26 protein-coding genes are annotated in these 26,074 nt (G+C 72.1%); 11 read left to right on the top strand and 15 right to left on the bottom strand.

Annotated elements, in window-relative coordinates:
- Window positions 1–222: 222 nt before the first annotated feature.
- Both ACIBF7_RS11125 and ACIBF7_RS11120 read right to left on the bottom strand, forming a co-directional pair.
- The gene (locus tag ACIBF7_RS11125; protein ID WP_271277665.1) at window positions 223–741 is read right to left on the bottom strand and encodes a hypothetical protein; all 519 of its coding nucleotides are present in this window, start codon (window positions 739–741) and stop codon (window positions 223–225) included.
- 76 nt (window positions 742–817) lie between these two features.
- Window positions 818–1,546, bottom strand: coding sequence for a DUF2470 domain-containing protein (locus ACIBF7_RS11120; protein WP_271277666.1), 729 nt, complete (start codon window positions 1,544–1,546; stop codon window positions 818–820).
- A 66-nt stretch (window positions 1,547–1,612) separates the two neighbouring features.
- Here ACIBF7_RS11120 and rpsD point away from each other — a divergent pair, with 66 nt between their 5' ends.
- Window positions 1,613–2,227 carry a 30S ribosomal protein S4 gene (gene rpsD, locus ACIBF7_RS11115; RefSeq protein WP_148032396.1) on the top strand — a complete coding sequence of 205 codons (615 nt, stop codon included), beginning with the start codon at window positions 1,613–1,615 and terminating at the stop codon, window positions 2,225–2,227.
- A 31-nt stretch (window positions 2,228–2,258) separates the two neighbouring features.
- Here rpsD and ACIBF7_RS11110 read toward each other — a convergent pair whose 3' ends face one another.
- Together ACIBF7_RS11110 and ACIBF7_RS11105 are read right to left on the bottom strand one after the other, a co-directional pair.
- Complete coding sequence (locus ACIBF7_RS11110) at window positions 2,259–3,071, bottom strand: ion transporter (protein ID WP_271277667.1); 813 nt, start codon at window positions 3,069–3,071, stop codon at window positions 2,259–2,261.
- Window positions 3,072–3,128: 57 nt separating this feature from the next.
- A complete protein-coding gene (locus ACIBF7_RS11105) occupies window positions 3,129–3,587 on the bottom strand; it encodes a nitroreductase family deazaflavin-dependent oxidoreductase (protein ID WP_271277668.1) in 459 nt (152 codons plus the stop codon).
- A gap of 86 nt (window positions 3,588–3,673) precedes the next feature.
- Here ACIBF7_RS11105 and ACIBF7_RS11100 point away from each other — a divergent pair, with 86 nt between their 5' ends.
- Window positions 3,674–3,979, top strand: coding sequence for a DUF4190 domain-containing protein (locus ACIBF7_RS11100; protein WP_148032393.1), 306 nt, complete (start codon window positions 3,674–3,676; stop codon window positions 3,977–3,979).
- Here ACIBF7_RS11100 and ACIBF7_RS11095 read toward each other — a convergent pair.
- Window positions 3,976–4,611, bottom strand: coding sequence for a TetR/AcrR family transcriptional regulator (locus ACIBF7_RS11095; protein WP_397197000.1), 636 nt, complete (start codon window positions 4,609–4,611; stop codon window positions 3,976–3,978). The two genes, ACIBF7_RS11100 and ACIBF7_RS11095, sit on opposite strands and share 4 nt — an antisense overlap.
- Window positions 4,612–4,676: 65 nt before the next feature.
- Between ACIBF7_RS11095 and ACIBF7_RS11090 the strand changes: the two genes are divergently transcribed.
- Together ACIBF7_RS11090 and ACIBF7_RS11085 are read left to right on the top strand one after the other, a co-directional pair.
- The gene (locus tag ACIBF7_RS11090) at window positions 4,677–5,417 is read left to right on the top strand and encodes an ABC transporter ATP-binding protein (protein WP_397196999.1); all 741 of its coding nucleotides are present in this window, start codon (window positions 4,677–4,679) and stop codon (window positions 5,415–5,417) included.
- Window positions 5,414–6,139 carry an ABC transporter permease gene (locus ACIBF7_RS11085; protein WP_397196998.1) on the top strand — a complete coding sequence of 242 codons (726 nt, stop codon included), beginning with the start codon at window positions 5,414–5,416 and terminating at the stop codon, window positions 6,137–6,139. The genes ACIBF7_RS11090 and ACIBF7_RS11085 overlap by 4 nt, the downstream gene beginning before the upstream one ends.
- 7 nt (window positions 6,140–6,146) lie before the next feature.
- Here ACIBF7_RS11085 and ACIBF7_RS11080 read toward each other — a convergent pair whose 3' ends face one another.
- Window positions 6,147–7,502, bottom strand: coding sequence for a S8 family serine peptidase (locus tag ACIBF7_RS11080; RefSeq protein WP_364227713.1), 1,356 nt, complete (start codon window positions 7,500–7,502; stop codon window positions 6,147–6,149).
- Window positions 7,503–7,685: 183 nt separating this feature from the next.
- On the opposite strand from ACIBF7_RS11080, the gene ACIBF7_RS11075 reads away from it, so the two are divergent.
- Together ACIBF7_RS11075 and ACIBF7_RS11070 are read left to right on the top strand one after the other, a co-directional pair.
- On the top strand, window positions 7,686–9,722 hold the full coding sequence (locus ACIBF7_RS11075; protein WP_364227716.1) for a spermidine synthase: 2,037 nt from the start codon (window positions 7,686–7,688) through the stop codon (window positions 9,720–9,722).
- Between the two features lie 213 nt (window positions 9,723–9,935).
- Window positions 9,936–10,616 carry a glycoside hydrolase family 25 protein gene (locus ACIBF7_RS11070; protein ID WP_187281232.1) on the top strand — a complete coding sequence of 227 codons (681 nt, stop codon included), beginning with the start codon at window positions 9,936–9,938 and terminating at the stop codon, window positions 10,614–10,616.
- A 64-nt stretch (window positions 10,617–10,680) separates the two neighbouring features.
- Here ACIBF7_RS11070 and ACIBF7_RS11065 read toward each other — a convergent pair whose 3' ends face one another.
- Both ACIBF7_RS11065 and ACIBF7_RS11060 read right to left on the bottom strand, forming a co-directional pair.
- Window positions 10,681–12,003, bottom strand: a complete 1,323-nt coding sequence (locus ACIBF7_RS11065; RefSeq protein ID WP_397196997.1) for an LCP family protein — start codon at window positions 12,001–12,003, stop codon at window positions 10,681–10,683.
- Window positions 12,004–13,599: 1,596 nt separating this feature from the next.
- Window positions 13,600–14,607, bottom strand: a complete 1,008-nt coding sequence (locus ACIBF7_RS11060; protein WP_397196996.1) for a neutral zinc metallopeptidase — start codon at window positions 14,605–14,607, stop codon at window positions 13,600–13,602.
- A 783-nt stretch (window positions 14,608–15,390) separates the two neighbouring features.
- Here ACIBF7_RS11060 and ACIBF7_RS11055 point away from each other — a divergent pair.
- Entirely contained in the window at window positions 15,391–16,260 is an 870-nt protein-coding gene (locus ACIBF7_RS11055; RefSeq protein WP_148032386.1) for a LysR family transcriptional regulator, read from the top strand.
- Between the two features lie 148 nt (window positions 16,261–16,408).
- On the opposite strand, the gene ACIBF7_RS11050 is transcribed toward ACIBF7_RS11055, so the two are convergent.
- Both ACIBF7_RS11050 and ACIBF7_RS11045 read right to left on the bottom strand, forming a co-directional pair.
- Complete coding sequence (locus tag ACIBF7_RS11050) at window positions 16,409–17,767, bottom strand: cell wall metabolism sensor histidine kinase WalK (protein ID WP_148032385.1); 1,359 nt, start codon at window positions 17,765–17,767, stop codon at window positions 16,409–16,411.
- Window positions 17,760–18,434 carry a response regulator transcription factor gene (locus ACIBF7_RS11045; RefSeq protein ID WP_148032384.1) on the bottom strand — a complete coding sequence of 225 codons (675 nt, stop codon included), beginning with the start codon at window positions 18,432–18,434 and terminating at the stop codon, window positions 17,760–17,762. Before ACIBF7_RS11045 ends, ACIBF7_RS11050 begins: the two co-directional genes overlap by 8 nt.
- A gap of 127 nt (window positions 18,435–18,561) precedes the next feature.
- On the opposite strand from ACIBF7_RS11045, the gene ACIBF7_RS11040 reads away from it, so the two are divergent.
- The 3 genes from ACIBF7_RS11040 to ACIBF7_RS11030 are packed head-to-tail and all read left to right on the top strand — an operon-like array spanning window position 18,562 to window position 21,615.
- Window positions 18,562–19,701, top strand: coding sequence for an outer membrane lipoprotein carrier protein LolA (locus ACIBF7_RS11040; RefSeq protein ID WP_271277675.1), 1,140 nt, complete (start codon window positions 18,562–18,564; stop codon window positions 19,699–19,701).
- Window positions 19,698–20,675 carry an ABC transporter ATP-binding protein gene (locus ACIBF7_RS11035; RefSeq protein ID WP_364227735.1) on the top strand — a complete coding sequence of 326 codons (978 nt, stop codon included), beginning with the start codon at window positions 19,698–19,700 and terminating at the stop codon, window positions 20,673–20,675. Before ACIBF7_RS11040 ends, ACIBF7_RS11035 begins: the two co-directional genes overlap by 4 nt.
- A complete protein-coding gene (locus ACIBF7_RS11030; protein ID WP_397196994.1) occupies window positions 20,662–21,615 on the top strand; it encodes an ABC transporter permease in 954 nt (317 codons plus the stop codon). Before ACIBF7_RS11035 ends, ACIBF7_RS11030 begins: the two co-directional genes overlap by 14 nt.
- Window positions 21,616–21,684: 69 nt before the next feature.
- Here the strand turns inward: ACIBF7_RS11030 and ACIBF7_RS11025 are convergent, their stop codons facing one another.
- A complete protein-coding gene (locus ACIBF7_RS11025; RefSeq protein ID WP_397196993.1) occupies window positions 21,685–22,395 on the bottom strand; it encodes a YcnI family protein in 711 nt (236 codons plus the stop codon).
- Between the two features lie 48 nt (window positions 22,396–22,443).
- Window positions 22,444–22,980: an MFS transporter gene (locus ACIBF7_RS11020; RefSeq protein WP_148032379.1), complete on the bottom strand. Its 537-nt coding sequence runs from the start codon at window positions 22,978–22,980 to the stop codon at window positions 22,444–22,446.
- 146 nt (window positions 22,981–23,126) lie between these two features.
- Between ACIBF7_RS11020 and ACIBF7_RS11015 the strand changes: the two genes are divergently transcribed.
- Complete coding sequence (locus ACIBF7_RS11015) at window positions 23,127–23,585, top strand: hypothetical protein (RefSeq protein ID WP_271279999.1); 459 nt, start codon at window positions 23,127–23,129, stop codon at window positions 23,583–23,585.
- On the opposite strand, the gene ACIBF7_RS11010 is transcribed toward ACIBF7_RS11015, so the two are convergent.
- The 3 genes from ACIBF7_RS11010 to ACIBF7_RS11000 are packed head-to-tail and all read right to left on the bottom strand — an operon-like array spanning window position 23,582 to window position 25,810.
- The gene (locus ACIBF7_RS11010) at window positions 23,582–24,325 is read right to left on the bottom strand and encodes an ATP-binding cassette domain-containing protein (RefSeq protein ID WP_397197255.1); all 744 of its coding nucleotides are present in this window, start codon (window positions 24,323–24,325) and stop codon (window positions 23,582–23,584) included. The genes ACIBF7_RS11015 and ACIBF7_RS11010 overlap by 4 nt on opposite strands.
- 8 nt (window positions 24,326–24,333) lie before the next feature.
- On the bottom strand, window positions 24,334–25,122 hold the full coding sequence (locus tag ACIBF7_RS11005; protein ID WP_148032378.1) for an ABC transporter permease: 789 nt from the start codon (window positions 25,120–25,122) through the stop codon (window positions 24,334–24,336).
- Window positions 25,115–25,810, bottom strand: a complete 696-nt coding sequence (locus ACIBF7_RS11000; RefSeq protein ID WP_397196992.1) for an ABC transporter permease — start codon at window positions 25,808–25,810, stop codon at window positions 25,115–25,117. The genes ACIBF7_RS11005 and ACIBF7_RS11000 overlap by 8 nt, the downstream gene beginning before the upstream one ends.
- Between the last annotated feature and the right edge of the window lie 264 nt (window positions 25,811–26,074).

The following is a 26,074-nucleotide window of genomic DNA, read 5'->3' as shown; positions in this document are numbered from 1 at the left end:
GAGAGAAACCTCTGTGGGGACTCCGGGCTGGGCGCCGCAGGCGTCGGGGAGGGAACCTTCGGGCGAACCCCCCCTCCGGCTGGGCGCCGCAGGCTCGATCTCTCTGGCGTCGGGGAGAGAAAACCTTGTGGGAACCCCCTCGGGCTGGGCGCCGTCGTGCGTGCCTTTGGCCCGCTCAGCTCGCCGTAGTGCCGGGTTGGGGAGGGGTGCTCTCCCGGGTGCTCAGCGGTGGCCGGGGATGCGGTTGGGGCGCGTGAGGCGCTTCTTCGTCTTGGTCTTGGTGGCCGTCGGGGTGGGGCGGGTGCCCGGGGCGGGGTGGGCCGTGGTGAGGGCCGGGCCGGCGGGGGCGAGGGCGCCCGCCCGGCTTTCCCTGTCCGTACGGGAGGACGGGGTGGCAAGGGAGGTCTCGCCCGGGGACGGCGCCACCGAGGACGGTGCGGACGACGGCGAGGGGCGGGGGGAGCTCCGGGCGGTGGGCCGGTCAGGGGTGCCCGTGGGGGACGGGCGCGCGTCACGGCGGGGCATTGACAGGTGACGCGGGTCGGCCCGGCCGGACGCCGACTCGATCGCCCCCCGCGGCTCGGCGAGACCCGGCACGCCCGGCTGGGGCATGCTGGCGGTGGAGAGCGACGTGCCCGGCGACCCGGCGGCGGCCAGGACGCCGGCGAGGACGAGCATGAGGGTGCCGGTCAGCGTGCCGGCGATCTGCAGGATCCGCCCGCGCCGTTCGGTCTCTCTCACAGAGGCAGATGATAGTCAGCCCTGGCGGTGCTCGAACGGCGAAGCGGAGAATCGTGATCAAGAAGGACGTCCCGGTTCAGGCCGCCGGGTGGTGGCCGCAGGTGCAGAGCAGGCCGTTCAGCGCCGCCTCCAGGTCGCTCCCGCTGCTCGTGGGCGCCGGGAAGAGGAAGCGGACGAGCGAGCCGTCCGCCCGCACCGTGACCCCCCGGCTGTCCAGCTCCCACAGCCACACCTCCCCGGCGGGCCTGCCGAGATGCCGGGACACCCCGTTGGCCAACTGCTCGCGGTGCGCGGCGTTGACGTGCGCCAGCACCCGCTCGGCAGGTTCGGCGAGCGGGTCGGGCTCGGCGTCCAGGTAGTCGTCGGCGTCCAGCACCCCGGACTCCTGCCCGGTCAGGTACACCACCTGGGCCACGTCCACCCGCAGCAGCCGGGGCGCGTCCGGCCGCCCGTAGCGCTCCAGGGCGTCGAACAGCGCCTCGTCGGCCGTGTTCGCCGCCACCGCGACCGCCGCCGCCCGCGCCTCGCCCGCCGGCACCGGCTGGGCCCAGCCCTGCACCTCCATCAGCCCGCGCGGGTGCTCGTCGTCCCCGAGCCTGCGCATCGCCGCCAGGTTGACCGCCACCACGGCGTCCTCGTGCAGCCGGTGCAGCCCGTGCAGCGGCTCGCCGGGCAGCGCCAGCAGCACCGGCCTGCCCCGCTCGTCGACCCCGCCCCTGGCGCGGGCAGGGACGCCGTCGACGGTCAGCTTGACCACCGAGGCGGTCGCGGCGAGAGTGCGGATCCGCTGCGGGATGGGCAGCATGGCGCCTCCTTGGCGTGTAGGTTAGCCTTACCTAAGTAAGCATTACCTAAGCACAATGAGGTGAACGTGCGCTACACCGGTCCCAAGGTGCGCCTGTCGCGCCGCGCGGGAGTGCCGCTGACCAGGAAAGCCGTCCGCTACTTCGAGCAGCGCCCGTACCCGCCGGGCGAGCACGGCCGCAAGACCAATCGCCGCAACACCGGCGACTACGGGGTCCGCCTGCTGGAGAAGCAGAAGCTGCGCTGGTACTACGACGTGTCGGAGCGGCAGCTGCGCCGCTACTGGGACCTGGCCGAGCGCCGGCCGGGGGCCTCCGGCGCCGAGCTGGTCTCCATCCTGGAGTCCCGGCTGGCCTCGCTGGTGATGCGCTCCGGGCTCGCGCCGTCGATCTACGCGGCCCGCCAGTACGTGGCGCACGGGCACATCGCGGTGGACGGCCGCAAGGTGGACATCCCCAGCTACCTGGTCAAGCCCGGCCAGGTCGTGTCGGTGCGGGAGCGGTCGCGCCGGATGCAGCCGTTCGTGGCCGCGGCCGAGGGGATCCACGCGGACGAGCGCACCGCCCCGTACCTGAGCGTGGACCTGCCCGCGCTGACCTTCACCCTGCTGGCCGTCCCGATGCGGGAGCAGGTGCCCGTGCCCGTGGACGAGCTGCTCGTGGTCGAGTTCTACTCCCGCTGACCCTCGCGGCGCGCGCGTGCCCGGCGGGCCGTCAGGCGCTGGTGCGCTTCTTGGCCCGCGGGGTGACGCGGCGCAGCGCCGCCACCTCCTTGCGCAGCTCCGCCAGCTCGTCCAGGATGCGCTGGGTCGAGGCGGCCGACAGGTCCTCCATCTCGGCCCGCTCCTCCTTCGCCTCCTCGTCCATGGCGCTCACCACCACCGCCATGAACAGGTTGAGCACCACGAACGTGCAGAGCAGTATGAAGATCGTGAAGAAGATCCAGGCCGACGGGTGGACCTCCATCACCTCACGCGCGATGTTGCCCCAGTCGTCGCCCGTCATCGTCTGGAACAGCGTGAACAACGACGTCGGCAGGCTGCCGAAGCGCTCCGGCGCCGTCTGCCCGTACAGCTTGGTCGCCAGCACCGCGGCCACGTAGAGCACCAGCGACAGCAGCACCACGATCGAGCTCATCCCCGGCATCGCGCGCAGCAGGGCCGAGACCACCTTGCGCAGGCTCGGCACCGCCGACAGCAGGCGCAGCGCGCGCAGGATGCGCAGCGAGCGCAGCACCGACAGGCTGCTCGCCGTGGCGGGCGCCACCGCGATCAGGACGATCACCGTGTCGAAGATGTTCCACGGGTCGCGGTGGAACCGTGAACGCTCCACGTAGATCTTGGCCGCCAGCTCGACCACGAAGATCGCCAGCGCGAGCTGGTCCAGCAGGGCCAGCAGGTCGCCGTAGCGGGACGCCACGGAGGGAACGGTCTCCAGACCGAGGACCGCGGCGTTGACCAGGATCACGGCGACGATGAACCGCTGGAAGTGCCGGTGCGCCAGGACGGCGCCGAGGCGTTCACGCACGGGGGAGGGCTCCTCCTCGAAAGGGATGGATTGCCCGACTATTTTGGCGTAAAAGGATCACTGCTCCGGTATCAGCCGGAAGACCCGCAGTTCCCGCCCGGACCTGGCCGTGTAGCGCTCGTAGAACGGCGAGCCCGCCACCAGCCCCGGCCACACCGCGGCCCGCTCGTCACCGGTCAGCAGGCGCGCGCTCACCGGGATCTCGCGCCCCTGGAAGGACACGGCCGCCTCCGGACGGGCCAGCAGATTGGCCGTCCACGCGGGGTGGCGCTCGGCGCCGAAGTTGCTGCCCACGACCAGCAGCGACCCGTCGGGCTCGCGGACGCACGCCAGCCGGGTGCGGCGCGGCTCCCCGGACCGGGCGCCGGTGGTCATCAGGACCAGGGAGCGGTCGCCGCCGACCGGCTTGCCGCCGGACATCTTGTCGATCAGCCGCTCGACCTTCGGCACCATCCTCGGACCGGCTCGCATGAACCACTCGGTACCGGCCAGCCACTGGAACGCGCCCTTGATCATTCAAGCAGTGTACAAGCGGCTGGCAATGAGGCTGCTGTGGTATAAAACCCACCTGATTGCCTGACAACCGAGGGGTCAAGTCACCCATGTCCTATCCCCACTACGGCCCCGGCTACTACGGCCCGCCACCGCAGACGCACCCCAACGGGACGACCATCCTGGTGATGGGCATCCTCAGCCTGGTCATCTGCCAGATCCTCGGGCCGTTCGCCTGGAACATGGGCACCAAGGCGCTGCGGGAGATCGACGCCAGCGGTTACGTGTACGAGAACCGCGGCATGGTGCAGGCCGGCCGGATCTGCGGCATCGTCAGCACCTGCATCATGGGCGGGATCATCCTCATCTACGGGGTGTTCATCGTGTTCGCCATCGTCATGGCGTCGGTCAGCTAGCGCCGCACGCAGTAGTCGCCGATGCCCGACTCCAGCAGGCCGAAAGCCGCCTCGGCCTGCGCCCGGAGGTCGGGCGCTATCGTCTCCCACGGCTCACCGGCCAGCGAGCGCCGCACGGCGTAGTCCGACAGCAGCCGGGTCGTGGTGAGGATCTGGGCGGCCACCAGCCGCGGGGCCGGATCGTCGGCGTCCGCGTCGAGCTCGTCGGCCAGCGCCTCCGCGAGCGCCTCTTCGCGTTGCTGATGGATCTCCCGCATCCGGGCCAGCAGTGACGGGCTCTCGCCCACCATCTTGGCGAACACGTCGGCCCCGTCCTGCAGGCCGTACTGCCACCCCCGGGTCTCGACCGCCGCCACGAAGTCGCGGCGGAACGCCCGCACCGCGCTCTCGCCCTTCTCCCGCGCGCGCAGCACCTCCACCGGCAGGCTCTCGACGAACTCCTGCCGGTCGGCGAACAGGTCCTCTTTCGTGCGGAAGTAGTTGAACACCGTGTTCACCGACACGTCGGCGGCCCGAGCCACCTCGGCCACGGTCACGTTGTCGAACCCGCGCGTCATGAACAGCCCCATCGCCGTGTCCGCGATGCGCTCCCGGGTCTCGCGCTTCTTCCGCTCCCGCAGCCCTTCTTCCATGCTTCATCGTACCAATATTGCAGTGACACCAAAATTGTGTCTACTCTAAATTTGGAGGCGATGAAGTGATCGAGACATCAGGTCTGAGCAAGACCTTCACCGGCGGCGTCGAAGCCGTCAGGAACGTGACCATGTCCGTGCGGAGCGGCGAGATCGTCGGCTTCCTCGGCCCGAACGGCGCGGGCAAGACCACGACCATGCGCATGCTGACCACTCTGCTGCCGCCCACCGCGGGCACCGCGACCGTGGCCGGCCAGGACCTGCTGGCCGGCCCGAGAGAGGTGCGGCGCCGTATCGGCTACGTGTCCCAGTCCGGCTGGACGGACCCGACCGTCCCGATCGGCGGCGAACTGGAGCTGCAGGGCATGCTGTACGGGCTCTCCCGTGTCGAGGCGCGGGCCCGGGCCGCCGAGGTGCTGGCCATGCTCGGCCTCGACGGCGTGCGGGACAGGCCGGGCGGCGCGCTCTCCGGCGGGCAGCGGCGCCGCGCCGACATCGCGTTCGCGCTGCCGCACCGGCCGGCGCTGCTGTTCCTGGACGAGCCCACCACCGGGCTCGACCCGCAGACCCGGGCCCACCTGTGGGACCACATCCGCGCGCTGCGCGACGACCACGGAGTGACGATCTTCTTGACCACCCACTATCTGGACGAGGCCGACGCCCTCTGCGACCGGCTGCTGATCATCGACCACGGCGAGATCGCCGCCTCGGGCACCCCGGCCGAGCTCAAGGCCGGGCGTACCCTCGACGCGGCGTTCCTGGACATCACCGGCAGGAGCCTGCGTGAGGAGGCCGGCGTCCGATGATCCGCGACACCTGGGTGCTCTTCCGGCACAACCTGCGGATCACGCTCCGCCAGAAGGTCGGGATGATCTTCGGAGCCATCCAGCCGCTCTTTTTCCTCGTGCTGTTCGGTCCCATCTTCGCCACGTTCGGCACCTGGGAGGTGCTGGTGCCCGGGCTGATCATCCAGCTCAGCCTGCTGAGCACGGGCATGGCAGGGTTCGGCGTGGTCTTCGAGAGACGCACCGGCGTGCTGGAGCGGATGCGGGTCACCCCGGCCTCCCGCCTGGCGCTGCTGCTCGGCCGCGTGCTCACCAACGTGGTCACGCTGGTGGTCCAGGTCGTGCTGCTGGTCGCGATCGGCTACGCCTTCGGGCTGCGCGCCCCCGCCGCGGGGCTGCTGGCCGGGCTCGCGCTGATCGTGGTGCTCGGCACCAGCATGGCCGCGCTCTCGTACGCGATCGCGCTCACCATGGACGAGCAGTTGTTCGCGCCCGTGATGAGCACCGCGGTGATCCCGCTGGCGCTGCTGTCGGGGTCGTTCCTGCCGATGTCGATGGCCCCCGGCTGGCTCGACGCGCTCTCGTACGTCAGCCCGTTCAGATATGCGGTGGAGGCGCTGCGCGAGCTGTTCGCCGGCCACTACCTGACGGGCACGGTGCTGGCCGGAGTGGTGGTGACGGCGCTGTTCGCCGTGGCCGGCCTGGCGGTCGGCACCCGCGTGTTCAACCGCCAGGCCGCGTAGCGACGGCTCAGGCCGCGCTCCTGGCCCGCCGCCCCAGCGCGGCCAGGATCGCGGCCGGGTCCACGATGCCGTAGCCGTAGTCGTAGTCGAAGCCCACCGTGCTGCGGTCCTCGGCGGTGCGGCGCAGCAGGGCGCGCAGCTGGGCCGGCGACAGCCGCGAGGCGGGCCAGCGCGTCCGCACCGCCGCCACCAGCCCGGCCGCCACCGGGGCCGCCGCCGACGTGCCGGAGTCGGGTTCGTCGCCGTACGCGCCGGAGCCGGCGAAGTGCGTGTACGCGCACACGTCCGGCTTGCGCTCGGCCAGCCGTCCCGGGCCCTGCGAGGAGTAGCCGACGCGCTCGCCGCGCACGTTCACCCCGCCGATCGAGAGCACCCGCGGATGGGAGTTGGCGCCGGTGATCGGCCGCTCGGGGAAGGCGCAGCGCCCGTCGGGGCAGTCGCGTCCGCAGTTGCCCGCCGCGAACAGGATGTCCGCGCCCGCCTGGTCGAGGCTCGCCACCATCAGGTTGAACGGGTGCGCCCCGTTGTCGGAGTAGTTGCCCGGATGCCCCACGGGGAAGTCCCACTCCGGGGAGAACGACCCCCACGAGTTGTTGACCACCAGTGCCCGCGACTCCTCGGGCTGGGCGTCGAGCACGCCGCGCAGGTGCGCGAACGCGGCCACCGCGTCGGACAGCAGCCCGTCCATGACCGAGCCGCCCGGCCGGGTGGAGCGCAGCAGCGGCAGGTCGAGCAGGGTCGCCGCCGGGGCGCCGATGAGCGCGTCGAAGGCGCACATCGTGCCGTGGTCGACAGGGAACTCCCCGGGCGTGCCCGGCACGGTCGGCGGCAGCCAGCTCCGCCCGGCGTCGAGGCGCACGTCGCGCCCCAGCTTGCCGCTCAGGTGGTCCAGGTTGACGCCGGTGTCGACCACGGCCACGTGCACGTCGGACCCGTCGAGGCCCTCGGCGCGCATCCGGGGCCCGTCCAGCAGCCGCTCCACGTCACGCCAGGTGCCGGCCGGCGGGTCGCCGCCACACGTCGGGCAGGTCTCGATGACCGGGTCGGAGAACACCCCCACCACGTCGGGACGCAGCCCGGGCAGCAGCGAGACCCTGGTGGCCACCTCGTCGTCGGAGATCGTGCCGCGGACCAGCACGGAGGCGTCCGCGGCGGCCATCGAGAACCGCAGCGGCTGGTTGAGCGAGAGCGGATCGCCGCCCGTGGCGGGCACCGGGCGCGGCAGCGCCACGGGCGCGAACCCGGTGTCGAGCTCGACACCGGGCAGGCCGTCCGCGACGTCGGCCGTGGTCACGGCGCGGCCGGGGTCGGCCACGGCCGCGACGAGGTCAGGGGAGGGGCGGAGTTGGATGAGGACCCGCATGATCACCACCGAGCGTGTATGGATGGAGCGACTCCCTTACCGTGCGTCATCGAGCTGTCGCCGTCCAGGGTTTTGCCAAGCCTGTGACCTGCGGAAACGCCGCAAAATGCGACGAATGGGACGACATCCTGGCGTAATCGTGAGGCTTCCGTGCGGGCGATCTGTTGACTAGGTTGAGTCACCATGACGCTCCAGGCGCGCAAGCCGGTCGAAAGCGGTGGCACGGGCGGACACTGGCTGGCGGTGCGGCCCCGGCTGATCCTCGCCAGCGCGTTCATGCTCTTCCTGGAGCTGGCGCTGATCCGCTGGACCGGCTCCAACATCGTGCACCTGAGCTACTTCACCAACTTCGTGCTGCTCGGCTCGTTCCTGGGCATCGGGCTCGGGTTCCTGCGCGTCGGCCGCACCACCGCCCAGCCCTACTACTCGCCGGTCGTGCTGTTCGGGCTGGTCATGGTGGTGCTGGCGTTCCCGGTGACGGTCGACCGCGACACCGACGGGGTGCTCTACTGGACGAGCCTGTCCACGGTCGGGCCGCCCGCCTGGATCAGCCTGCCCATCGTCTTCTGCGCCGCCGCGCTCGTCCTCATGGGCCCCGCCGAGCTGGTCGGGCGCTGCTTCCCCGAGCTGCCCCGGCTGGAGGCCTACCGCTACGACCTCATCGGCAGCCTGACCGGCATCGCGGTGTTCACCGGGCTGTCGTTCCTCAGCGCGCCGCCCGTCTTCTGGGGCATCCTCGCCGCCGCCGCGTACGCCGTGCTGCTGGTGCCCCGGCCCCGCGCCGCCTACATCGGGCTGGTGGCCGTCCCCTCGCTCGCCGTGGTCGGCCTGCTGCTGGCCGAGACGCTCACCGCCGGGGCGCTCTGGTCGCCGTACTACAAGGTGACCCACCGCCAGTTCGAGCAGCTCGGCGTGCCGGTGACCGACATCTCCGTCAACGGCATCCCCCACCAGCAGGCCGTGCCCGCCCACGCCCGGCTCCAGTGGGAGGCCCAGTACGGGCTGCCCTACGAGCGGGCCGCCGCCAGGCCCGACGACGTGCTCATCATCGGTGCGGGCAGCGGCACCGACGTCTCCATCGCGCTGTCCAAGGGCGCCCGCCACGTCGACGCCGTCGAGATCGACCCCAAGCTGCGCGAGCTCGGCGGCTCCACCCACCCGGACAAGCCGTACGACGATTCCCGCGTGACCACGCACGTCACCGACGGCCGCGCCTTCCTGGAACAGACCGATCGCTCGTACGACCTGATCCTGTTCGCGCTGCCCGACTCGCTCACACTCGTGTCGGGGGCCAGCTCGCTGCGGCTGGAGAGCTACCTGTTCACCGAGGAGGCCATGCGGGCCGCCCGTGAGCGCCTCAAGCCCGGCGGCGCGTTCTCCATGTACAACTACTACCGCGAGAGCTGGCTGGTGGACCGGCTCGCCGCCACCGCCCAGCGCGCCTTCGGCCACGCGCCCTGCGTGGACGTGGTCAGCACCACCGGCCAGCAGGCCGTCATCACCGCCGGGGCGACCCCCGAGGCGCAGCGCTGCGGCGCCCCCTGGGCGGGCGCGGCCGCCGGCACCCCGCCGCCCGCCGACGACGACCGGCCCTTCCTCTACCTGAAGGACCGCACGATCCCGTCGCTCTACCTCGTCACGCTCGGCCTGATCCTCGCGGTCAGCCTGCTCGCCGTCCGCGTCGTGGCCGGCCCGTACCGCAGGATGCGCCCGTACGCCGACCTGTTCCTGCTCGGGGTGGCGTTCCTGCTGCTGGAGACCAAGAGCGTGACCGGGTTCGCGCTGCTGTTCGGCACCACCTGGGTGGTCAACGCCATCGTGTTCGCCGGGGTGCTCGTCGCCGTGCTCGCCGCCGTCGAGGTGACCCGCCGCTTCCGCACCCCGCCGCTGCCCGTCATGTACGGGGTGCTCTTCGCCGGACTGCTGCTGGCCTGGCTGGTGCCGAACGCGTGGCTGCTGTCGCTGCCCGTGCCGGTGCGCGCGGTGGCCGCCGTCATCGTCGCCTTCCTGCCGATCTTCGCCGCGAACGTGGTGTTCGCCAAGCGGTTCGCCGACACCGCCGACGCCACCACCTCCTTCGGCGCCAACCTGCTCGGCGCCATGGTCGGCGGCTGCCTGGAGTACCTGGCGCTGGTCATCGGCTATCAAGGGCTGCTCGTCGTCGCCGGCGTGCTTTACCTCGGCGCGTTCCTGCTGTTGCCCCGGCGGGCACTCGCGTAAGCCCCTGTTTGCCCGGCCACGTGAGGCTTTACCTGCGGTTTTGGAATGCCTGGGAAAGCCGCGCCGTTGTAACCAACATCTGAGCGCCCATCAATCTGACAGCGGCCGCTCCACTCCCAGCGCACCTCGCTCCGCAGCGTGTCCCGCAGAGGTGCTCACGTAGCTCTATGTGTACGAATGATCACTAATTGTGCGCGACTCTGGAGGAACACCATGACGATCACCCGTACCCTGCGCAAGTTCGGCGCCACCGCGGCCCTGGCCGTCGCCACCACCGTGGCGGCTCCCGCCTTCACCGCCCCCGCCCAGGCCGCCGAGCTCCCGTACGGCCAGGACGTCTCCAACTACCAGCCCACCCACGACTGGGGTGCCAGCGGCGCCGACTTCGGCATCGTCAAGGCCACCGAGGGCCTGGACTTCAAGGACAAGACCTTCGCCCGCCACTGGAAGGAACTCGACAAGCACGAGGTCGTGCGCGGCGCCTACCACTTCGGGCACCCGAAGAACGACCCCGTCGCCGAGGCCGACTTCTTCCTGTCCGTGGTGAACAGCCAGCCCGCCGAGAAGGGCGACCTGCTCGCCCTCGACCTGGAGACCAGCGACGGCAAGTCGGTCGAGCACGTGAACAAGTGGGCCAAGACGTTCCTGGAGCGGGTCAAGGCCAAGACCGGCGTCACCCCGCTGTTCTACAGCGGCTACGCCTTCGCCGACCAGTACGGCAAGGGCCTGGGCGAGTACCCGCTGTGGGTCGCCCACTACGACAAGGCCAAGGGCACGGTCGCCACGCCGGCCGACTGGAAGTCCTGGACCATCCACCAGTACTCCGACGCGCCCGTCGACCAGAACGTCTCCGCGCTGAGCATCGACCAGCTGCGCGCCCTCGGCCGCAGCTGACCCCCGTATCTCGCCCCGCCTCCTGCCGACCGGCAGGAGGCGGGGCGAGGTCGTGGTCAGGGCGTCAGCCGCACAGCTCGTCGAGCGACTCGGCGCTGTCGTTCGCCTTCTGCGAGTTGCGGGTCGGCGTCTCGGTCGGCTGGGCCGCACGCACCTGCGTACGCGAGACCGACGGGGAAGCCGACGCCGTCGGCGCGGCCTGCGTGGCGGCCTTGGCGCGACGCGGCTTGAGCGAGTCCTGGACCGCCTTGGCCGACGCCCGCCGGATCTTGACCCAGTCGGGGCTGCCCGGCCAGTACTTCGGCGGCACGAACTGCAGGCTGCTCATCTTCGCGTCCTTGACCTTGAGCGCCAGGTCCAGCAGCGGTTCCAGGAGTTCCTCGGGGATGTTCGTCTCGGCCAGCCGTTTGGTCGCCGTGGCGATGCTGTTGAAGTTCGCCAGGATCTTCTGCGGCGTCGCCTGCTGCGCGAACGCGCCGATGACGCAGCGCTGGCGGCTCATCCGGGAGAAGTCGTCGCTGCCCACCCGGGACCGGCCGTACCAGAGGGCCTCCTCGCCCGACAGCCGCCGGGTGCCCGCCCTGATCGTGCCCGCGGTCCCGTACAGGCCGCCCCACTTGACGTCCTGCTCCACGTGGATGGTCAGCCCGCCGATGGCGTCCACCAGGTCGGCGAACCCGTACATGTTCATCAGCACGTAGTAGTCGATGTCGAGGTTGAGCGTGTAGCTGATCGCGTCCATCAGCGCGCGCGGGCCCCGGTTCTTGCCGCCCGCCTGCTCCGGATGGTCGTTGGCGTACTGCCACACCTCGTTCAGCAGGCCGCCGTTGGGCAGCTCCGCCATGAAGCCGTTCGGGAAGTGCCTGCGCAGCGGCGACGACGGCGGGAAGCGCACGTGCTGCAGGTTGCGCGGCAGGCTGAACAGCACCGTGGCGCCCGTCGGGATGTGCACGCTGGCCACGTTCATGCTGTCGGTGCGCACGCCGGTGCGGTTGCCCGCGGCGTCACCGCCGACCAGCAGGAAGTTGACCCGGTCCTTGCCGTTCCACGGGTCCTCCTCCTTGATCGGCGCGACGTCCGGGTTGTCCTCCGCGCTCTTGAAGACGTGCTTCTTCGCGTCCCACACCGCGTAGACCGACGTGGCCGACAGCGCGAACGGGGCCATCACCACCACACACAGCAGGCCCACCGCGACGCCGGAGATGATCTGGCCCTGCTGGGTGAGCCGGTTCGGGCCGAGTGCGACGTACGAGGAGACCGCTAGCGCGAACCAGCTCAGCGCGCCCACGGAGGCCAGGACCACGACGGTCATCATCACGCTGTCGCGCGTGACGATCCCCGCGTTGTCCAGGTTGGCCAGCACGAACGCCAGCAGGCCGAGCAGCACGGCGACGAAGACGCCGACGAGGACCAGACCGGTGCGCCGGTGCCCGGCCCGCAGGTGCGCGGCGCCCGGAACGAAGATCGACAGCAGGGTCCAGCCCAGGATGGACGCCGGCGTGAGCGGCTTCGCGAACCGCGGCGCCGCGCTCCCCCCACCGATCCCGGCAAGCCTCCCCGCGATCCCCCCACTCCGGTTGCCGCCCGAACGTGCCCGCCCGTCATCGCCACGACCTGGCCCCGAGCCACCCCCGGCGCCAGAGCCACCGCTCCTGCCGGAACCGCCTCCAGCCCCTGAACCTCTGCCCGAGCCGCCACTGGGCCCTGAGCCTCTGCCAGAGCCCCTTCCCGCACCTGAGCCTCTGCCAGAGCCGCCGCCGGCACCTGGGTCCCTTCCGGAGCCGCCGGCGGCACCTGGGCCGCTGCCGGAACCACCTCCGGCGCTGGGGCCTCTGCCGCTACCGGCACCGGTGCCCCTGCCGGAGCCGCTCCCGGCACCAGAGCCGCCGCTCCTGCTGGAGCCGCCTCCGGCGCCAGAGCCTCTGCCCGAACTGCCTCCGGCACCAGAGCCTCTGCCGCTACTGGCACCGGCGCTCCTGCCGGAGCCGCCTCCAGTACCGGAGTCGCCGCCGGCACCGGCTCCGGCACCCATGCCGGAGCCTGCACCTGAGCCTCTGCTGGAGCCGCCGCTGGGGCCCCTGCCGGAACCGTCTCCGGCGCCAGGGCCGCCGCCGGGGCCGCCGCTGTCGGCACCGGCGCTCCTGCCGGAGCCTCTGCCTGTGCCGGCGCCGGAAGCGGCGCCGCCGCTGAAGCCGGAGCCGCCCTCGCCAGAGACCCTGGCTGAGTCGGCGCTGGGGTGGACGCCCCTGCCGACGCTGCCATGGCCAGAGCCGCCTGTGACGGGGCCTTCGCCCGCGCTTCTGCCGCTCAGGCCCGGGGCGGAGCCCGCGCCTCTCCCGGCCGCCTCTTCGCGGGGGCGGCCGGTTCCGCCGGAGCTTCCTCTCCCGGCGGAGCCGTGGTCGCCGGTGGTTCCCCCTGCCGGGTGGTCGCCTCTGCCGGAGGTTCCCCGTACCGAACGGTCGCCTCTGCCGGAGGCTCCTCCTGCCAGGTGGTCGCCTCTGCCGGAGGATTCGTGTCGGGCGGAGGTTTCGCCTCGGGTGGGGGCGCCGGGGTGTGGGGTTTCGCGGGCGTCCGGAGTTTGGCCCGGCGCGTCCGCGGGGTCCCTGCGGGGGCGTGGGGTGCCTGACGCAGGGTCGCCGGAGCGCCGGGTCCTGCGGGTCCGCCCGCTCCGCGGCTCGCCGGCTCGCGGTTCGGCGGCCCTGGGGTCGACGGCGCCGGACGGGTCCGGATGGGGGGCGGCCGGGTCGGGCGCGGGGTCGGCGGGATTGCCCGGCGCGGGCCGGGGTCGGCGAGGGGGGCGCCGTTTCCGGCCTCCGGGCACGGCGTCCACCCCATCGCGTTTGCTCACACCGGCTCCTTCGCACGCCTACCAGGCATAACCCGCTGGGTTTGCCCCCCGATGGCACAAGATTGCCAGGATTCTAGTCGCCATATATGGACATCAAAGACATGTGCCCAACATGAGATGAACCTCAAGTAACCATCAGGAGGTGGTCGAAGACGGCGCGGCCCACGTGTTGCACTGGTAGGCCTTGTTCTTCTCCCAGCCCTGCCGGAACCACCGGTGGTTGTTCGCCGTCGACCCGTGGTCACGCGGGTATCCGGGATGGTCGCCCACCTGGCCGTAGAACCAGAACAACCGCTGCCGGCTGCTCGTGCTCACCGGGTACGAGGCCGCGACCGACCGCATCCACATCCCGCCGAAGCAGGTTGCCTGGAGCTCCAGCCGTCGGCTCAGCGCCAGCTTGCCGTTCTGGTTCGAGGTCTCCAGCGTCTGACCCCACCAGGAGTCCAGCAGCCCGGTCAGGTTCTGCACGTGGTGCCCGTACTCGTGGGCCATCATGCTGATGATGCCGCCGTGCCAGCTGATGATCTGGCCGTAGCCGCGCGAGTTGCCGTTCCCCCTGGCCATGGCCGAGGTGGAGGCGTAGATCGTGTTGTTGCGCGGGCAGTAGTACGGCACGATGCTGCCCCGCTGGGGGTAGTCGCCGCAGGCGCCCCTGCCGCTCCTGGCCGCGATGGCGTACCTCGGCGGGCTGAACGGGATGCCCTGCTTCTGCAGGATCGGGCCCCATGCCTGGTCCATGCACTTGCCGGTCTTGAGGATCAGCGACTTGAGCTGGCTGTGGCTGAAGATGCTCACGTTGCCCGCCCGGCAGGTGAGCCTGGGCAGCACGCCGGCCCGGTAGACGGTGTTGTTCTTCAGGCTGCGGTCGAGCGTCACCTGCCTCGGCGGGTCGTCGTCCGGCTCGTCGTCCTGCGTGGGCCGCTGGGTCGGACGCTCGGTGGGCACGTCGTCCCGGGTCGGGCTGCTCGTCGGCTCACCCCTCGACCGCGTCGGCTCGTCGTACGGGGAGTACGTCGGCTGCGCGATCGGCGTCGTCGTGTCCGAACCGGACGACGAACCCAGGAACGCCGCCCCGACGATCACCAGCACGAACAGTCCCGCGATCGTCCCGCACACCAGCCCGAGCACGCCGACCACGCCCATGCCGGACTTGCGGCGCGGCCGGTGGTGCCACTGCCCGTGCGGCGGGAAGGACGGCTGCCCGCCCGGCCAGGGCCCCTGCGGGGGCGGAGGACCGCCCGGGTACCCGCCGCCCGGCGGATAGCCGCCCCCCTGCCCGGGGTACGCCCCCTGCCCGTGCGGCGGGCCCTGGCCCGGGTACGGCCCTTGGCCGGGTGGAGTGCCCTGGCCCGGATAGGGCCCCTGGCCGGGATAGGGCCCCGCGCCCGGGGGTGCGCCCTGTCCGGGATACGGCCCCTGTCCGGGATACGGCCCCTGTCCGGGATACGGCCCCTGGTCTGGATAAGGTCCCTGGCCCGGGTACGGCCCCTGGCCGGGTGGTGGCTGGCCCGGGTAGGGGCCTTGCCCCGGCGGCGGTGCGCCCCCTCCGGGGTACGGTCCCTGACCCGGATGGGGTCCGCCAGGATTGGGAACGCCTTGACCGGGGTATTGGTTGCCCTGCGGCTGTGGCTGGCGGTGGCCAGGCGGCGGCCATGGTAGCGAGGGCGGCCTCTGGGGCTGTCCTGGCCCCTGTGGCGCGGGAGGATATTGCCCGTTCCCTGTCACCGTGTCGCCCCTTTACTCGGTTGTCCGAGATGCGCGACCTCTCCTGTCACACATCGTGCCTTTGCCGAATATGGGGCAGAAGCATACTGATTTCCCACCCGTCACGGATGTAGCGGTACTCGGTTACGGTCCGAAATCATTCGAGGTGATCTCAGTCATGTTCCGGACCACGGACCTGCCGTTGTCCTAGCGTTCTTTGCCATGAACCTCCAGCAGCTCCGCTATGTGGTCGCGACTGCGGAGCACCGCACCATGACTGACGCGGCAAGGTCGCTCTATATCGCACAACCTGCGCTTTCGCGTGCGATCCGCGATCTGGAACGAGAGCTCGGAATGACGCTCTTCGCGCGTTCGGGGCGGGGGGTAGTGGTGACCTCGCAAGGTCGCCGCGTGGTGAAGCTGGCTCGGGAGGCGCTCGACGCCGTCCGCGAGATCGAAGGCCTCGCCAACCACGGCGGCGCCGGCGAAGCGGAGCTCCGCATCGCCTCCACCCCCAGCCTGGAGCCCGGTCTGGCGGGGCGGCTGTTGCCCGCCTACGCCTCCGAGCACCCCGGCGTCCGCGTGCACATCGTCCGCTGCGAGGGCCGCGAGGCCGTCGTCAGCGCCATCCGGGACCAGCGGGCCGACCTCGGCCTGACCGATCTGCCCGTCCCCGGCGACCTGATCACCCACCCGCTCGAGCGCCAGGAGATCGTGCTGATCTCCCCGCCCGGGCTCGAACTCCCCAACCCCGTTCCCATGGGCAGACTCCACGGCATGCGCCTGGCCCTGCCCGCGCGCGGCAGCGTCCGCCGCAGGGAGCTCGACGCGATGTTCGGCAAGTTCTCGGTGAGCCCCGTCGTGGTGCTCGAAACCGACGAACGCAACGGCTGGCTGAACGCGGTGCGCGCCGGGAAGGCGTCGCTGCTGTGGTACCGCGGGATGGCCGAACAGGCCGCCAGGGCGGGCCTCGTGGTCCGCTCGCTGGAGCCCGCCGTCAGACGCGTGATCGCCGTCGTGCACACGCGCCGCCGCCTCCCGCTGATCGCCCAGGACTTCCTGGCGACCGCCGAGAGGGGCACGACCGCCTAGCGCGGTCGGATTCTCAGCACCTCGCCGTCGCCGGCCCGTGTGCCCCCGTGGACACGTGGCAGGCGCCGTCAGGCTCCACCGTCACACCGGTCGGCGTGCAGTCGTGCCGACGCGCTCCTGGTGAACGCCCCGGTGACGGACGTCCCGTTCAGAGGGACGGGGGGAGGGAGACGACGGCGCGGAGGCCGGGGGAGGCGTCCTCCAGGTGGACGGTGCCGCCGTGCGCGCGCACCGTCTCCCGGACGATGGCCAGCCCCAGCCCCGCACCGCCCTCGTCCCGGCTGCGCCCGGTGTCGAGCCGGGTGAACCGGTTGAACACCCGCTCCCTGTCCTCCTCCGGGATGCCCGGCCCGTCGTCGGTGACGGTGAGGATCCCGTCGGCGGTCAGCGCGACCTCGACCTTCGACGCGGTGTGCCGCACCGCGTTGTCGATCAGGTTGGTCAGCACCCGGCTGAGGTCCATGGCGTCGCCGCGCACCTCCACCGGGTCGCAGGCGGCCAGCCTCACCTCGGCGTACCGCTCGGCCGTCTGCCGCACGACCTCGTCCAGGTCGACGGGCTCGCGCCGGGCCGGGACGCCGCCGCGCTCGTCCAGCCTGGCCAGCGCCAGCAGGTCCTCGGCCAGCCGCGACAGCCGCAGGGTGTCCTCCAGCACGCCCTCGGCCGTCTCCGGCCAGTCCTGCCCCTGCGGGTGCCCGAGCGCCACCTCCAGCTGCAGCCGGATGCTGGCGAGCGGGCTGCGCAGCTCGTGCGCCGCGTCGGAGACCAGCGCCCGCTGCCGCTTCTCGGCCTCCTCCAACCGCGCCAGCATGTCGTTGAGCGTGGTGGCCAGCGAGTGCACCTCGTCGCGCGACTCCGGCACCGGCAGGCGGCGCGACCGGGCGGTGTGCGTGATCTCGGCCGCGCCCCTGCGCAGCGCCGTGATGGGCCGCAGCGTACGCCCGACGATCATCCAGCTGGCGCCCGCGAGCAGCACCACCAGCAGCGGCGTGCCCACCAGCAGCACCCGCCCGGCCGTGCGGACGCTCGTCTGGATCTCCGACACCGACCGGGCCGCGATCACCGTCTGCCCGCGGTCGGCGCTCAGCACCACCACCCGCAGCTGCGCCGGGATCGCGTACGGATGACCGTCGACGAACGTGGCCCGCCCGTCCTCCAGCGCCCGCGCCCGGCCCCGCGCGTCCAGCAGCGGCACCAGCCGGTCGGCGCCGTAGGTGACGTGCGTGATCCGCCCGTCCGCGCCGATGACCTGCACGATCGTGCCGTCGTGGGTGGTGATCGGGGTGGTCAGCGTGCCGGCGTCGGCCTGCACCCGCACGGTGTGCGCCTGCCGGCTGACCGACTCGTCCACGGTGGCCAGGAGTGTCCGGTCCAGCACCGAGAGCAGCACCGACGCCGACACCGCCAGCGCCACCGCCAGCACGGCGACGGCCACCACCGTCAGCCGGAACCGCAACCCCTGCCGCCGCCACCAGGCCGACGGGCGCGCGGCCGGGAACTCAGCCACCGTCGCCGGCCAGCCGGTAGCCCGCGCCGCGCACGGTCTGCAGCGCGTTCCTGCCGAACGGGGCGTCGATCTTGCGCCGCAGGTAGCCCACGTACACCTCGACCACGTTCGGGTCGGTGTCGAAGGTGTCCCAGACGTGCTCCAGGATCTCCGACTTGGACACCACCTCGTCGCGCCTGCGCAGCAGGTACTCCAGCAGCGCGAACTCGCGCGGCGTCAGCTCGACGTCGCGTTCGCCGCGCCGCACCCGCCGCCGCGCCGGGTCCAGCGACAGGTCGCCGGCGGCCAGCACGGCCGGCCGCCGCCCGGAGTCGCGCCGCAGCAGCGCCCGCAGCCTGGCCACCAGCACCACGTACGAGAACGGCTTGGTCAGGTAGTCGTCGGCGCCCAGGTCGAGGCCGTCGGCCATGTCGTACTCGCCGTCCTTGGCCGACAGCATGAGGATCGGCACCCAGTTTTCCTCCGCGCGCAACTGCTTGCACACGTTGTAGCCGGACAGCCTGGGCAGCATGATGTCGAGCACGACCACGTCGTAGTCGCCGTGTCTCGCCTCGTGGAGCCCCTGCTCGCCGTCGTGGGCGAGATCGACGGCGAACCCCTCCGCCTGCAGCCCGCGCTGGAGCGCGGCCGCCATCCGGCGTTCGTCCTCGACGACCAGTACCCGCATGTGCCGATTCTCCCGTCCGTGCGCTGAGAGCCCGCTGAGAACGCTGAGAGGGATCTCAGCCCGTCTCAGGTTCGCCTAAGGATGCATCACGCAGGCTGCGTGTATCGACATACCGTTGAGGAGTGACATGCGTAGAGGCACGTACGTGAGGTGGGGAGTGCCGATCGCGGCGGCGGCCGTGATCGGCGCGGCGATAGGCGCCGGGCCGGTGATCGCCGCGGTGAGCGGCGACCCCGTGCTTCCCGAACGGTCGGCCCAGCAGCTGCTGGCCGACGCCGCCGCGGCGGCGGAGAAGAGCGAGGGCATGCCCCCCATGTCCGGCACCGTCCAGCAGACGGCCTCGCTCGGCCTGCCGGCGCTGCCCGACACGGGCGACGGCTCGCCGCTGTCGCTGCTGTCCGGCTCCCACGAGGTGAAGCTCTGGTACGGCGACGAGGACAAGATGCGGCTGGCGCTGCCCACCCAGTTCAACGAGACCAACGTGATCGTCAACGGCGACCAGGTGTGGTACTGGGACAGCGACAGCAACACCGCCACCAGGGTCAAGCTGCAGGGCGAGCACCCCCGGGAAGGCCTGCCCACGGCCGCCCCGACCGTCATGACGCCCGACCAGGCGGCGCAGCGGCTCCTGGAGCAGGTGGACGAGTCGACCACGATCTCGGTGAGCAACACCGCCGAGGTCGCGGGCCGCCCGGCCTACCAGCTCACGCTCACCCCGAAGGACCCCGCGTCCCTGGTCCAGGAGGTGCGCCTGGCCATCGACGGCGAGCACTACGTGCCGCTGCGGGTCCAGGTGTTCGCCAAGGGCTCGGCCGAGCCGGCCTTCCAGGTCGGGTTCACCCAGCTGACCTTCACCCCGCCCGCCGAGGAGAACTTCGCCTTCACCCCGCCGGCCGGGGCCAAGGTGGAGGAGAAGACGTTCGGGCCGTCCGACGCGCGACAGGAGCACGCCGAGGAGGCCAGGCGCACCGCCGGGGACCTGAAGGTGCGCGGCGAGGGCTGGACCGCGGTTGCGGTGCTGCCCGCCGACGCCGCGATGCCGCAGGGCGACGCGGACGGTGCTCCCGGCGCTCCCGGCGGCGAGGGCGCCGACGCGCGGGCGCTCTTCGACAACGTGCTGAAGACGGCCACCCCGGTGAGCGGCACCTGGGGCTCCGGCAAGATGATCAGGACGAAGCTCGTCACCGTGCTGCTGACCGACGACGGCCGCCTGCTGGTCGGCGCGGTCACCCCGGAGGAGATCATGAAGGCGGCGGGCGTCAGGTGACGACCGTCGCGCAGGAAGCGGGGGCGCCCACCGGGGCGGCCCCGCCCTCCGACCCCGGCGCCGCCATCGTGACGTCCGGGCTGACCAAGCGCTTCCGCGGCGGCCAGACGGCCGTCGACGCGCTCGACCTGACCGTGCCGCGCGGCTCCGTCTACGGCTTCCTGGGGCCGAACGGCTCGGGCAAGACCACCACGATCCGGATGCTGCTCGGCCTGATCACGCCCACCGGCGGCAGCTGCTCCCTGCTCGGCCTGCCGCTCGCGCTGGCCCTGCCCCGGGTGGGCGCGCTGGTCGAGGGACCGGCCTTCTACCCCTACCTGACGGGCGAGGCCAACCTGCGCCGGTTCGACGCCGCCGACCCCACCGCCTCCGGGGCGACCGTCCGGCGGCGCGTCGGCGAGGCGCTGGAACGCGTCGGCCTCACCGCCGCGGCGGGCAAGCGCTACCGCAACTACTCGCTCGGCATGCGCCAGCGGCTCGCCATCGCGGCCGCCCTGCTCGGGCCGCGCGAGCTGCTCATCCTGGACGAGCCCACCAACGGGCTCGACCCGCAGGGCACCCGCGAGGTGCGGGCACTGGTCAAGGAGATCGCCGCCGGCGGCACCACCGTGTTCGTCTCCTCCCACCTGCTGGCCGAGGTCGAGCAGATGTGCACGCACGCCGCCATCATGCGCACCGGCCGCCTCGTCGCGGACGGCACGATCGCCTCGCTGAGCGGCGGCCTGGCCACCCGCGTCAGCGTCGAGACGCCCGACGCGGCCGACGCGGCGCGCGTGCTCGCGGCGCTCGGGCTGGCCGACGTGCGCTCCGCCGCCGGCGCCGTGACCGCCGAGTTGGGGGGTCACGCTCCCGAGCGGGTCAACGCCGCCCTCGTCGGCGAGGGCGTGGCCGTACGGGGGCTCGCCGTCGTGCGGCCGAGCCTGGAGGACGTGTTCGTCGGACTGACAGGAGAGGGATTCGATGTCGACGGCTGACACGGGCACCCGCACCCGTCGCACCCCCGGGCTGGTGCCCGTGACCGAGACCCTGAGCACCGTCGAACGCCGCCCGGAGGAGCCCTCCGCCCCGCCCGCGCCGCTGGCGCCGCAGGCCGGGCGCCGCGCGGGCGCGTTCTGGCGGCTGCTCGTCTCCGAGCTGAGCCTCACCTTCCACCGGCCGCGCAACCTGGCCATGCTGGCCGCGCTCGCGACGGTGCCCGTGATCATGGGCGTGTCCCTGCGGCTGTTCGCCGGGGACGACCAGGTCGGCGGCATGATCGCCGCCGTGGCCGGCAACAGCCTCATGCTGACGTTCCTCGCGCTCTCGGCCCTGGTGCTGCTGATGATGCCGATCGCGGTCAGCGTGGTGGCCGGCGACGCGCTCGCCGGCGAGGCTGGCGGCGGCACGCTGCGCTACCTGCTCGCCGCGCCCGCCGGGCGCACCCGGCTGCTGGCCGTCAAGTACCTGAACGCGGTCGTGTACGCGTACGCGGTCACCGCGGTCGTGGCGCTGTCGGCGCTGGTGACCGGGCTCGTGCTGTTCCCCGCCGGTGACGTGGTCCTGCTGTCGGGCACCACCGTCACCATGACCGACGGGCTGCTGCGCATCGCGCTCACCGTCGGCTACGTCGGCTTCGCCCTGTCGGCGGTCGCGGCGGTGGCGCTGGCCATCTCGGCGTTCACCGAGGTGCCCATCGGGGCGATCGCGGGCACCGTCGTGCTGATCATCGCCTGCCAGGTGCTGCGGGCCATCCCCGCGCTCGAAGCGATCGCGCCCTACCTGCTGCCGACCAGGTTCACCGGCTTCGACGCGGTCCTGCGCAGCCCGATCGACACCGGGGCGCTGACGGAGGGCCTGCTGACGTTCGGCGCCTACATCGTGATGTCCCTCTCGATCGCCTGGGCCCACTTCACCGGCAAGGACGTCACGTCCTGACCCACATGGGGCCGGTGCGGGGGTAAGGGCTTCGCCCCGTACGGGTCGCGTACGGGGCGAAGGTGGTGATCAGGAAGGGCGGCGGCGGAGGGCCAGGGCGGCGATCACCACGCCGGCGACGCCGACGGCGAGGCCGGCGCCGGCCAGCAGGCGGGCCGTCCCGTCCGAGGAGGCGGGGGCCGCACCGGACGCGGCCGGCGCCGCGGTGGGGCCGGCAGCCGGGGAGGCGTGTGCCGTGGGGGAGGCTTCGGCGGGCGGAGTCAGTTTGAGCACGGGCGCCGGGTGCTCGGGCTCGGACCCGTCGGCCGCCGGGGCGTCGGCCCAGGAGACGACCTCGCCGCTGGAGTACGTCTGCTTGGTCGGGAACACCAGCTGGTCGACCCCGGTCGGCAGCCGTCCCATCGACACCTCGAACTCCTGGAACTCGCCCTGGCCGATCTCACCTCCCGACCAGGCGATCGTGGTGACGGCCTCGGTGAGCTCACCGTGCTCGGTGGTGACGGGCTTGGGCAGCTTGCCCTCGGTGACCTTGACGGTCCAGCCGGGCACCGGCCTGACGGAGACGAACGCCAGCGGATGATCGGTGGGGAAGGTCACCTCGATCTTGGTCGTCCTGGCGCCGTCGCGCTCGTTCGGCACCCGGAAGGCGACCTTGGTGAACCCGCCCGCCACGGCGGTGCCGGGGTTGATCGTGACGTGCGCCAGCGCGGGCAGGGCGAGCGCGGCGGTGAGAGCGGTGGTGGCGGCGAGCACGGTCGCCGCACGTCTGAAGAAGGACATGGCGATAACTCCACTTGGTGGGCATAGGGGATGAGAGGTGTCAGCAGGTCAGGCGGGAAGTGGAGGACCTCGCCTGGTGACGCTGTGGCGGACCGCCGGGTCCGGCGGCACGTCGCGCACCCGTACGACGGGCACGGGCGGCCGGGCGGCGGGACGCGCGGGGACGGGCCGGGGGAGCAGGAGGCGGCGGGCCAGGCGGCGCAGCAGCGCCCAGAGCGCGGCCTCGCCGCGCGACAGCCACCAGCCGGTGAGGAGCGTGGCCGTCAGGTGGGCCACCAGCATGCCGAGCGCCTCGCCCAGCCCCTGCCCGTGGATGTGGGCGGCGACGTAGCCCGTGCCGTCGCCGCCGAACAGCTCGTGCAGCCCGAGCTGGGCCGCGACCAGCAGCCAGCCGACCTGGGCCGGTGAGCGCTCCCTGCCGCCCAGCGCGGCGGCGAGCCCGAACACCGCGCCGCCCCCGGCCGGCAGGGTCCACGGCGGGGGCCGCGATCCGCCGCTCAGCCAGTGGGCCAGGGCCGCGAGGAGCACACAGACGGCGGCGAAGGCCGCCGTCCGGATGAGCCGGAAAGGCAGGTGCGCTCGCATGAGTGTGCTCATGGTGCCACGGGCAGAAGACGTGCGAAAGCTCAAGCGGGAAGCCGCATGATGACCGGGTGATTCGCGGCGTTTGTTCGCTAGGGTCGTGCCGACCACGTCGACATGAGGTGAGAACGTTGCGGCACTTAGGTGGTTTGCTCCTCGGGCTTGTGGTGACCGCGGCCGTGCTGGGAGGTGGCGGCTGGGCGGTGCGGCAGACGATGGCGGACGTCCAGGCCGCACCGCCGGTCGGCCCGTCGCTCTGGATCGCGCTGGGCTCCATGGCCGCCGTCGGCCTCGTCGTGGGGCTCGTGGTGGCGGGCCGGGTGTCACCGGTCGCCACCTTCATCCCGTCGATGGTCCTGCTGGCCTGGACCGTGGTGTACGCACTGGACGCGAACCGGGCGCTGACCCTGCTGCCCGACGGCCCGGCGGTGAACGGCATCGTCAGGGAGATCGTCTCCGGCGCCCACATCCTGCTCCGCGGCGGCGTGCTCGCACTGCTGGGCGTCGCGCTGTTCATCCCCGTGCTGATGCCCTCGCGCTGGGCGCGCCGCTACGACGAGGACGACGACGACTACGAGGAGCAGACCCGGGAGGGCAGCTACTACTAGCGCCCGGCGGTGTAGAGGTGGGTGACCACCTCCTCGATGGAGGAGAGGCCGGGAGCGCTCGCCATCAGGTCGTCCAGCGTCCCGTCGAAGGCCAGCCGGCCGTGGTCGATCAGCATCACGCGGCGGCACAGCCGCTCGATGTCGCCCAGGTCGTGGGTGGTCAGCAGCACGGTCGTGCCGCGCTCGGCGTTGATCCTGGCCAGGAACTCGCGGATGCCGGCCTTGCTCACCACGTCGAGCCCGATCGTGGGCTCGTCGAGCACGAGCACCTCCGGCGTGTGCAGCAGCGCCGCGGCCAGGTCGCCGCGCATCCGCTGGCCGAGGCTGAGCTGGCGCACCGGCGTGCTCATGAACGGGCCGAGGTCCAGCGTCGCCGTCAGCTCCGCCAGCCGTTCCGCGAACACTTTTCGATCTACTATGTAAAGGAGCCGGATCAGCTCGAAACTGTCCTTGAGCGGCAGGTCCCACCAGAGCGTGGTGCGCTGGCCGAAGACCACGCCGATGTGCCGGGCCAGCGTGGTGCGCCGGCGCGACGGGTCGAGCCCCGCCACCCGCACGGTGCCGGAGCTGGGCGTCAGGATGCCGCACAGCATCTTGATCGTGGTGGACTTGCCGGCGCCGTTCGGGCCGAGGTAGCCGACGAACTCCCCGGGCGCGACGGTGAAGGTCAGATCGCGTACGGCGTGCACGGTCCGCCGCTTCACCTTGAAGGTGCGGCCCGCCTGGTTCAGCTCGATCATGGTCATGGTCAACTCCCTGTCGATCGGTAACGGCGCAGCCCCTGGCGCCAGGCGAGCGCGGCCAGCAGGGCGAGGACGAGGGCCGCGACGGGCCCGAGGAAGCGCATGAAGCCGGGCGTGCCGAACGGGTCGTCGCGGCCCAGCGCGTACAGGCCCGGCTGCCAGTTGATGAAGGCCAGCGGGAGCACGTACGTGACGCCGCGGACGAGTTCGCGGCCGTAGACGCTGAACGGGTACTGGGCGAGCTGCGCGCTGCCGTAGGTGAAGGCGCTGCTCACCTCCGGCGCGTCGACCAGCGCGAACTGGAGAGCTGCGGCCAGCGTCCAGAGCGAGGTGAAGATCACCACGCCGGAGAGGATCATGACGGGCACCATCCAGAGCCGCCGCGGGTCCAGGTCGAGCGCGGCGAGGGCGTAGCCGAGGGCGGCGGCGGCCTGCAGGACGCGGCCGATCCTGGCGGGCACGAACCGGTCTGTGGCGATCTGGATCCAGGCGTTCACGGGCCGGATCAGGAACGTGTCGAGCGTGCCGTCCCTGATGTGCGCGCTGACCCGGTCGAGGTTGCTGAACAGCAGGTCGGTGAGGGTGAAGGCGATCCCGGCGGTCCCGTACAGGAAGAGGACCTCCTCGCGGGTGAACCCGCCGAGCGAGGTGGTGTTGGCGAAGACGATCAGGATGGCGGCGAGGTCGAGCGCGGCGGTGGCGCAGCCGAGCACCAGGAGCAGCGCGAAGGAGGCGGGGTAGGCGGCGGCGGCGCGGGTCCAGGTCCAGGCGAGGAGCAGGTAGGTCCTAACCACCCTGGATCACCACCTTGTGGCGGATGGCGCGGGTGCCGAGCGCGCCCAGGGCGAGCAGCGCGGCGGCCCAGAACGCCTGGAAGGCGAGGGTGTCGAGGACGGGGGCGGTGCCGAGGTAGAGGTCGGCGGGGGCCTGCGCCATGGCGGCCCAGGGCAGCACCCTGGCGATGTCGCCGAGCCAGCCGGGGAAGATCGTCAGGGGCAGGACCAGGCCGCTGAGGAAGGTGGTGAGCACGGTGGAGGCGACGTTGACGCCCCGGTCGTCGGCGAGCCAGCAGGCCGACAGCGCCACCAGGTAGCGCCAGCCGAAGCTGGTGACGACGCCGAGGAGCAGACCGGCGAGCAGCCCCGCCCAGCGGCCCGGTCCGTCGGGCACGACGATGCCGAACAGGGCGGCGCCGACGAGCATCGGCGGGATGCCCCGGACGAGCAGGAGGTAGCCGGCGCGGCCGAGGTCCTCGGCCAGTGTCCAGAGCTGGAGCGGGGCGGGACGGACCAGGTCGAGCGCGATGTCGCCGCTGCGGATGCGCTGGGGGATGGCGAGGCCGCCGCCGAACAGCTGCATCGGCCCGATGAAGGCCTGGGTGACGAAGCAGAAGGTGACGGCCTGGGCGACGTCGTAGCCGGCCAGGCCGGGCCTGGCCTGCCAGAGGGCGATGAGGATGTAGGCGCGCAGGATGCCGAACACGGTGTTGGTGAAGGCGCCGGCGAGCGCGGCCCAGACGTAGGTGGCGTGCTTGCGGAAGCCGTACCGGGCGAGCCGCAGGTAGAGGGGTATGGTTTGGCACCTCCGGAGGGTGAGGGCACGGTGACGGCGCGTGCCCGGGACCGTGCGCGCGCACGGGCCGGTCGGATGGAAGGCCTGGAATTATCCAACCGGCGGTCAGCGGTTGGCAACGGGATAGATGGCGCCCCGGCGTCGGCGGGCATAACCCTCTAGCAGGCAGCATTG

It is taken from the genome of Nonomuraea sp. NPDC050478 (assembly GCF_044458265.1).
Classification (GTDB): Bacteria; Actinomycetota; Actinomycetes; order Streptosporangiales; family Streptosporangiaceae; genus Nonomuraea; species Nonomuraea ferruginea.
The sequence above is the reverse complement of the archived record's forward strand: the minus strand, read 5'-3'. Positions and strand labels throughout refer to the sequence as shown.

What these genes read in the sequence shown, in the direction of transcription:
- ACIBF7_RS11120 (WP_271277666.1), bottom strand. Translation starts at nt 1,546, where the DNA reads ATGCTGCCCATCCCGCAGCGGATCCGCACTCTCGCCGCGACCGCCTCG.
- ACIBF7_RS11055 (WP_148032386.1), top strand. Translation starts at nt 15,391, where the DNA reads ATGAACCTCCAGCAGCTCCGCTATGTGGTCGCGACTGCGGAGCACCGC.
- ACIBF7_RS11020 (WP_148032379.1), bottom strand. Translation starts at nt 22,980, where the DNA reads ATGCGAGCGCACCTGCCTTTCCGGCTCATCCGGACGGCGGCCTTCGCC.
- ACIBF7_RS11100 (WP_148032393.1), top strand. Translation starts at nt 3,674, where the DNA reads ATGTCCTATCCCCACTACGGCCCCGGCTACTACGGCCCGCCACCGCAG.
- ACIBF7_RS11025 (WP_397196993.1), bottom strand. Translation starts at nt 22,395, where the DNA reads ATGTCCTTCTTCAGACGTGCGGCGACCGTGCTCGCCGCCACCACCGCT.
- ACIBF7_RS11080 (WP_364227713.1), bottom strand. Translation starts at nt 7,502, where the DNA reads ATGCGGGTCCTCATCCAACTCCGCCCCTCCCCTGACCTCGTCGCGGCC.
- ACIBF7_RS11060 (WP_397196996.1), bottom strand. Translation starts at nt 14,607, where the DNA reads ATGGGCGTGGTCGGCGTGCTCGGGCTGGTGTGCGGGACGATCGCGGGA.
- ACIBF7_RS11070 (WP_187281232.1), top strand. Translation starts at nt 9,936, where the DNA reads ATGACGATCACCCGTACCCTGCGCAAGTTCGGCGCCACCGCGGCCCTG.
- ACIBF7_RS11075 (WP_364227716.1), top strand. Translation starts at nt 7,686, where the DNA reads ATGACGCTCCAGGCGCGCAAGCCGGTCGAAAGCGGTGGCACGGGCGGA.
- ACIBF7_RS11040 (WP_271277675.1), top strand. Translation starts at nt 18,562, where the DNA reads ATGCGTAGAGGCACGTACGTGAGGTGGGGAGTGCCGATCGCGGCGGCG.
- ACIBF7_RS11085 (WP_397196998.1), top strand. Translation starts at nt 5,414, where the DNA reads ATGATCCGCGACACCTGGGTGCTCTTCCGGCACAACCTGCGGATCACG.
- ACIBF7_RS11010 (WP_397197255.1), bottom strand. Translation starts at nt 24,325, where the DNA reads ATGATCGAGCTGAACCAGGCGGGCCGCACCTTCAAGGTGAAGCGGCGG.
- ACIBF7_RS11030 (WP_397196994.1), top strand. Translation starts at nt 20,662, where the DNA reads ATGTCGACGGCTGACACGGGCACCCGCACCCGTCGCACCCCCGGGCTG.
- ACIBF7_RS11105 (WP_271277668.1), bottom strand. Translation starts at nt 3,587, where the DNA reads ATGATCAAGGGCGCGTTCCAGTGGCTGGCCGGTACCGAGTGGTTCATG.
- ACIBF7_RS11045 (WP_148032384.1), bottom strand. Translation starts at nt 18,434, where the DNA reads ATGCGGGTACTGGTCGTCGAGGACGAACGCCGGATGGCGGCCGCGCTC.
- ACIBF7_RS11095 (WP_397197000.1), bottom strand. Translation starts at nt 4,611, where the DNA reads ATGGAAGAAGGGCTGCGGGAGCGGAAGAAGCGCGAGACCCGGGAGCGC.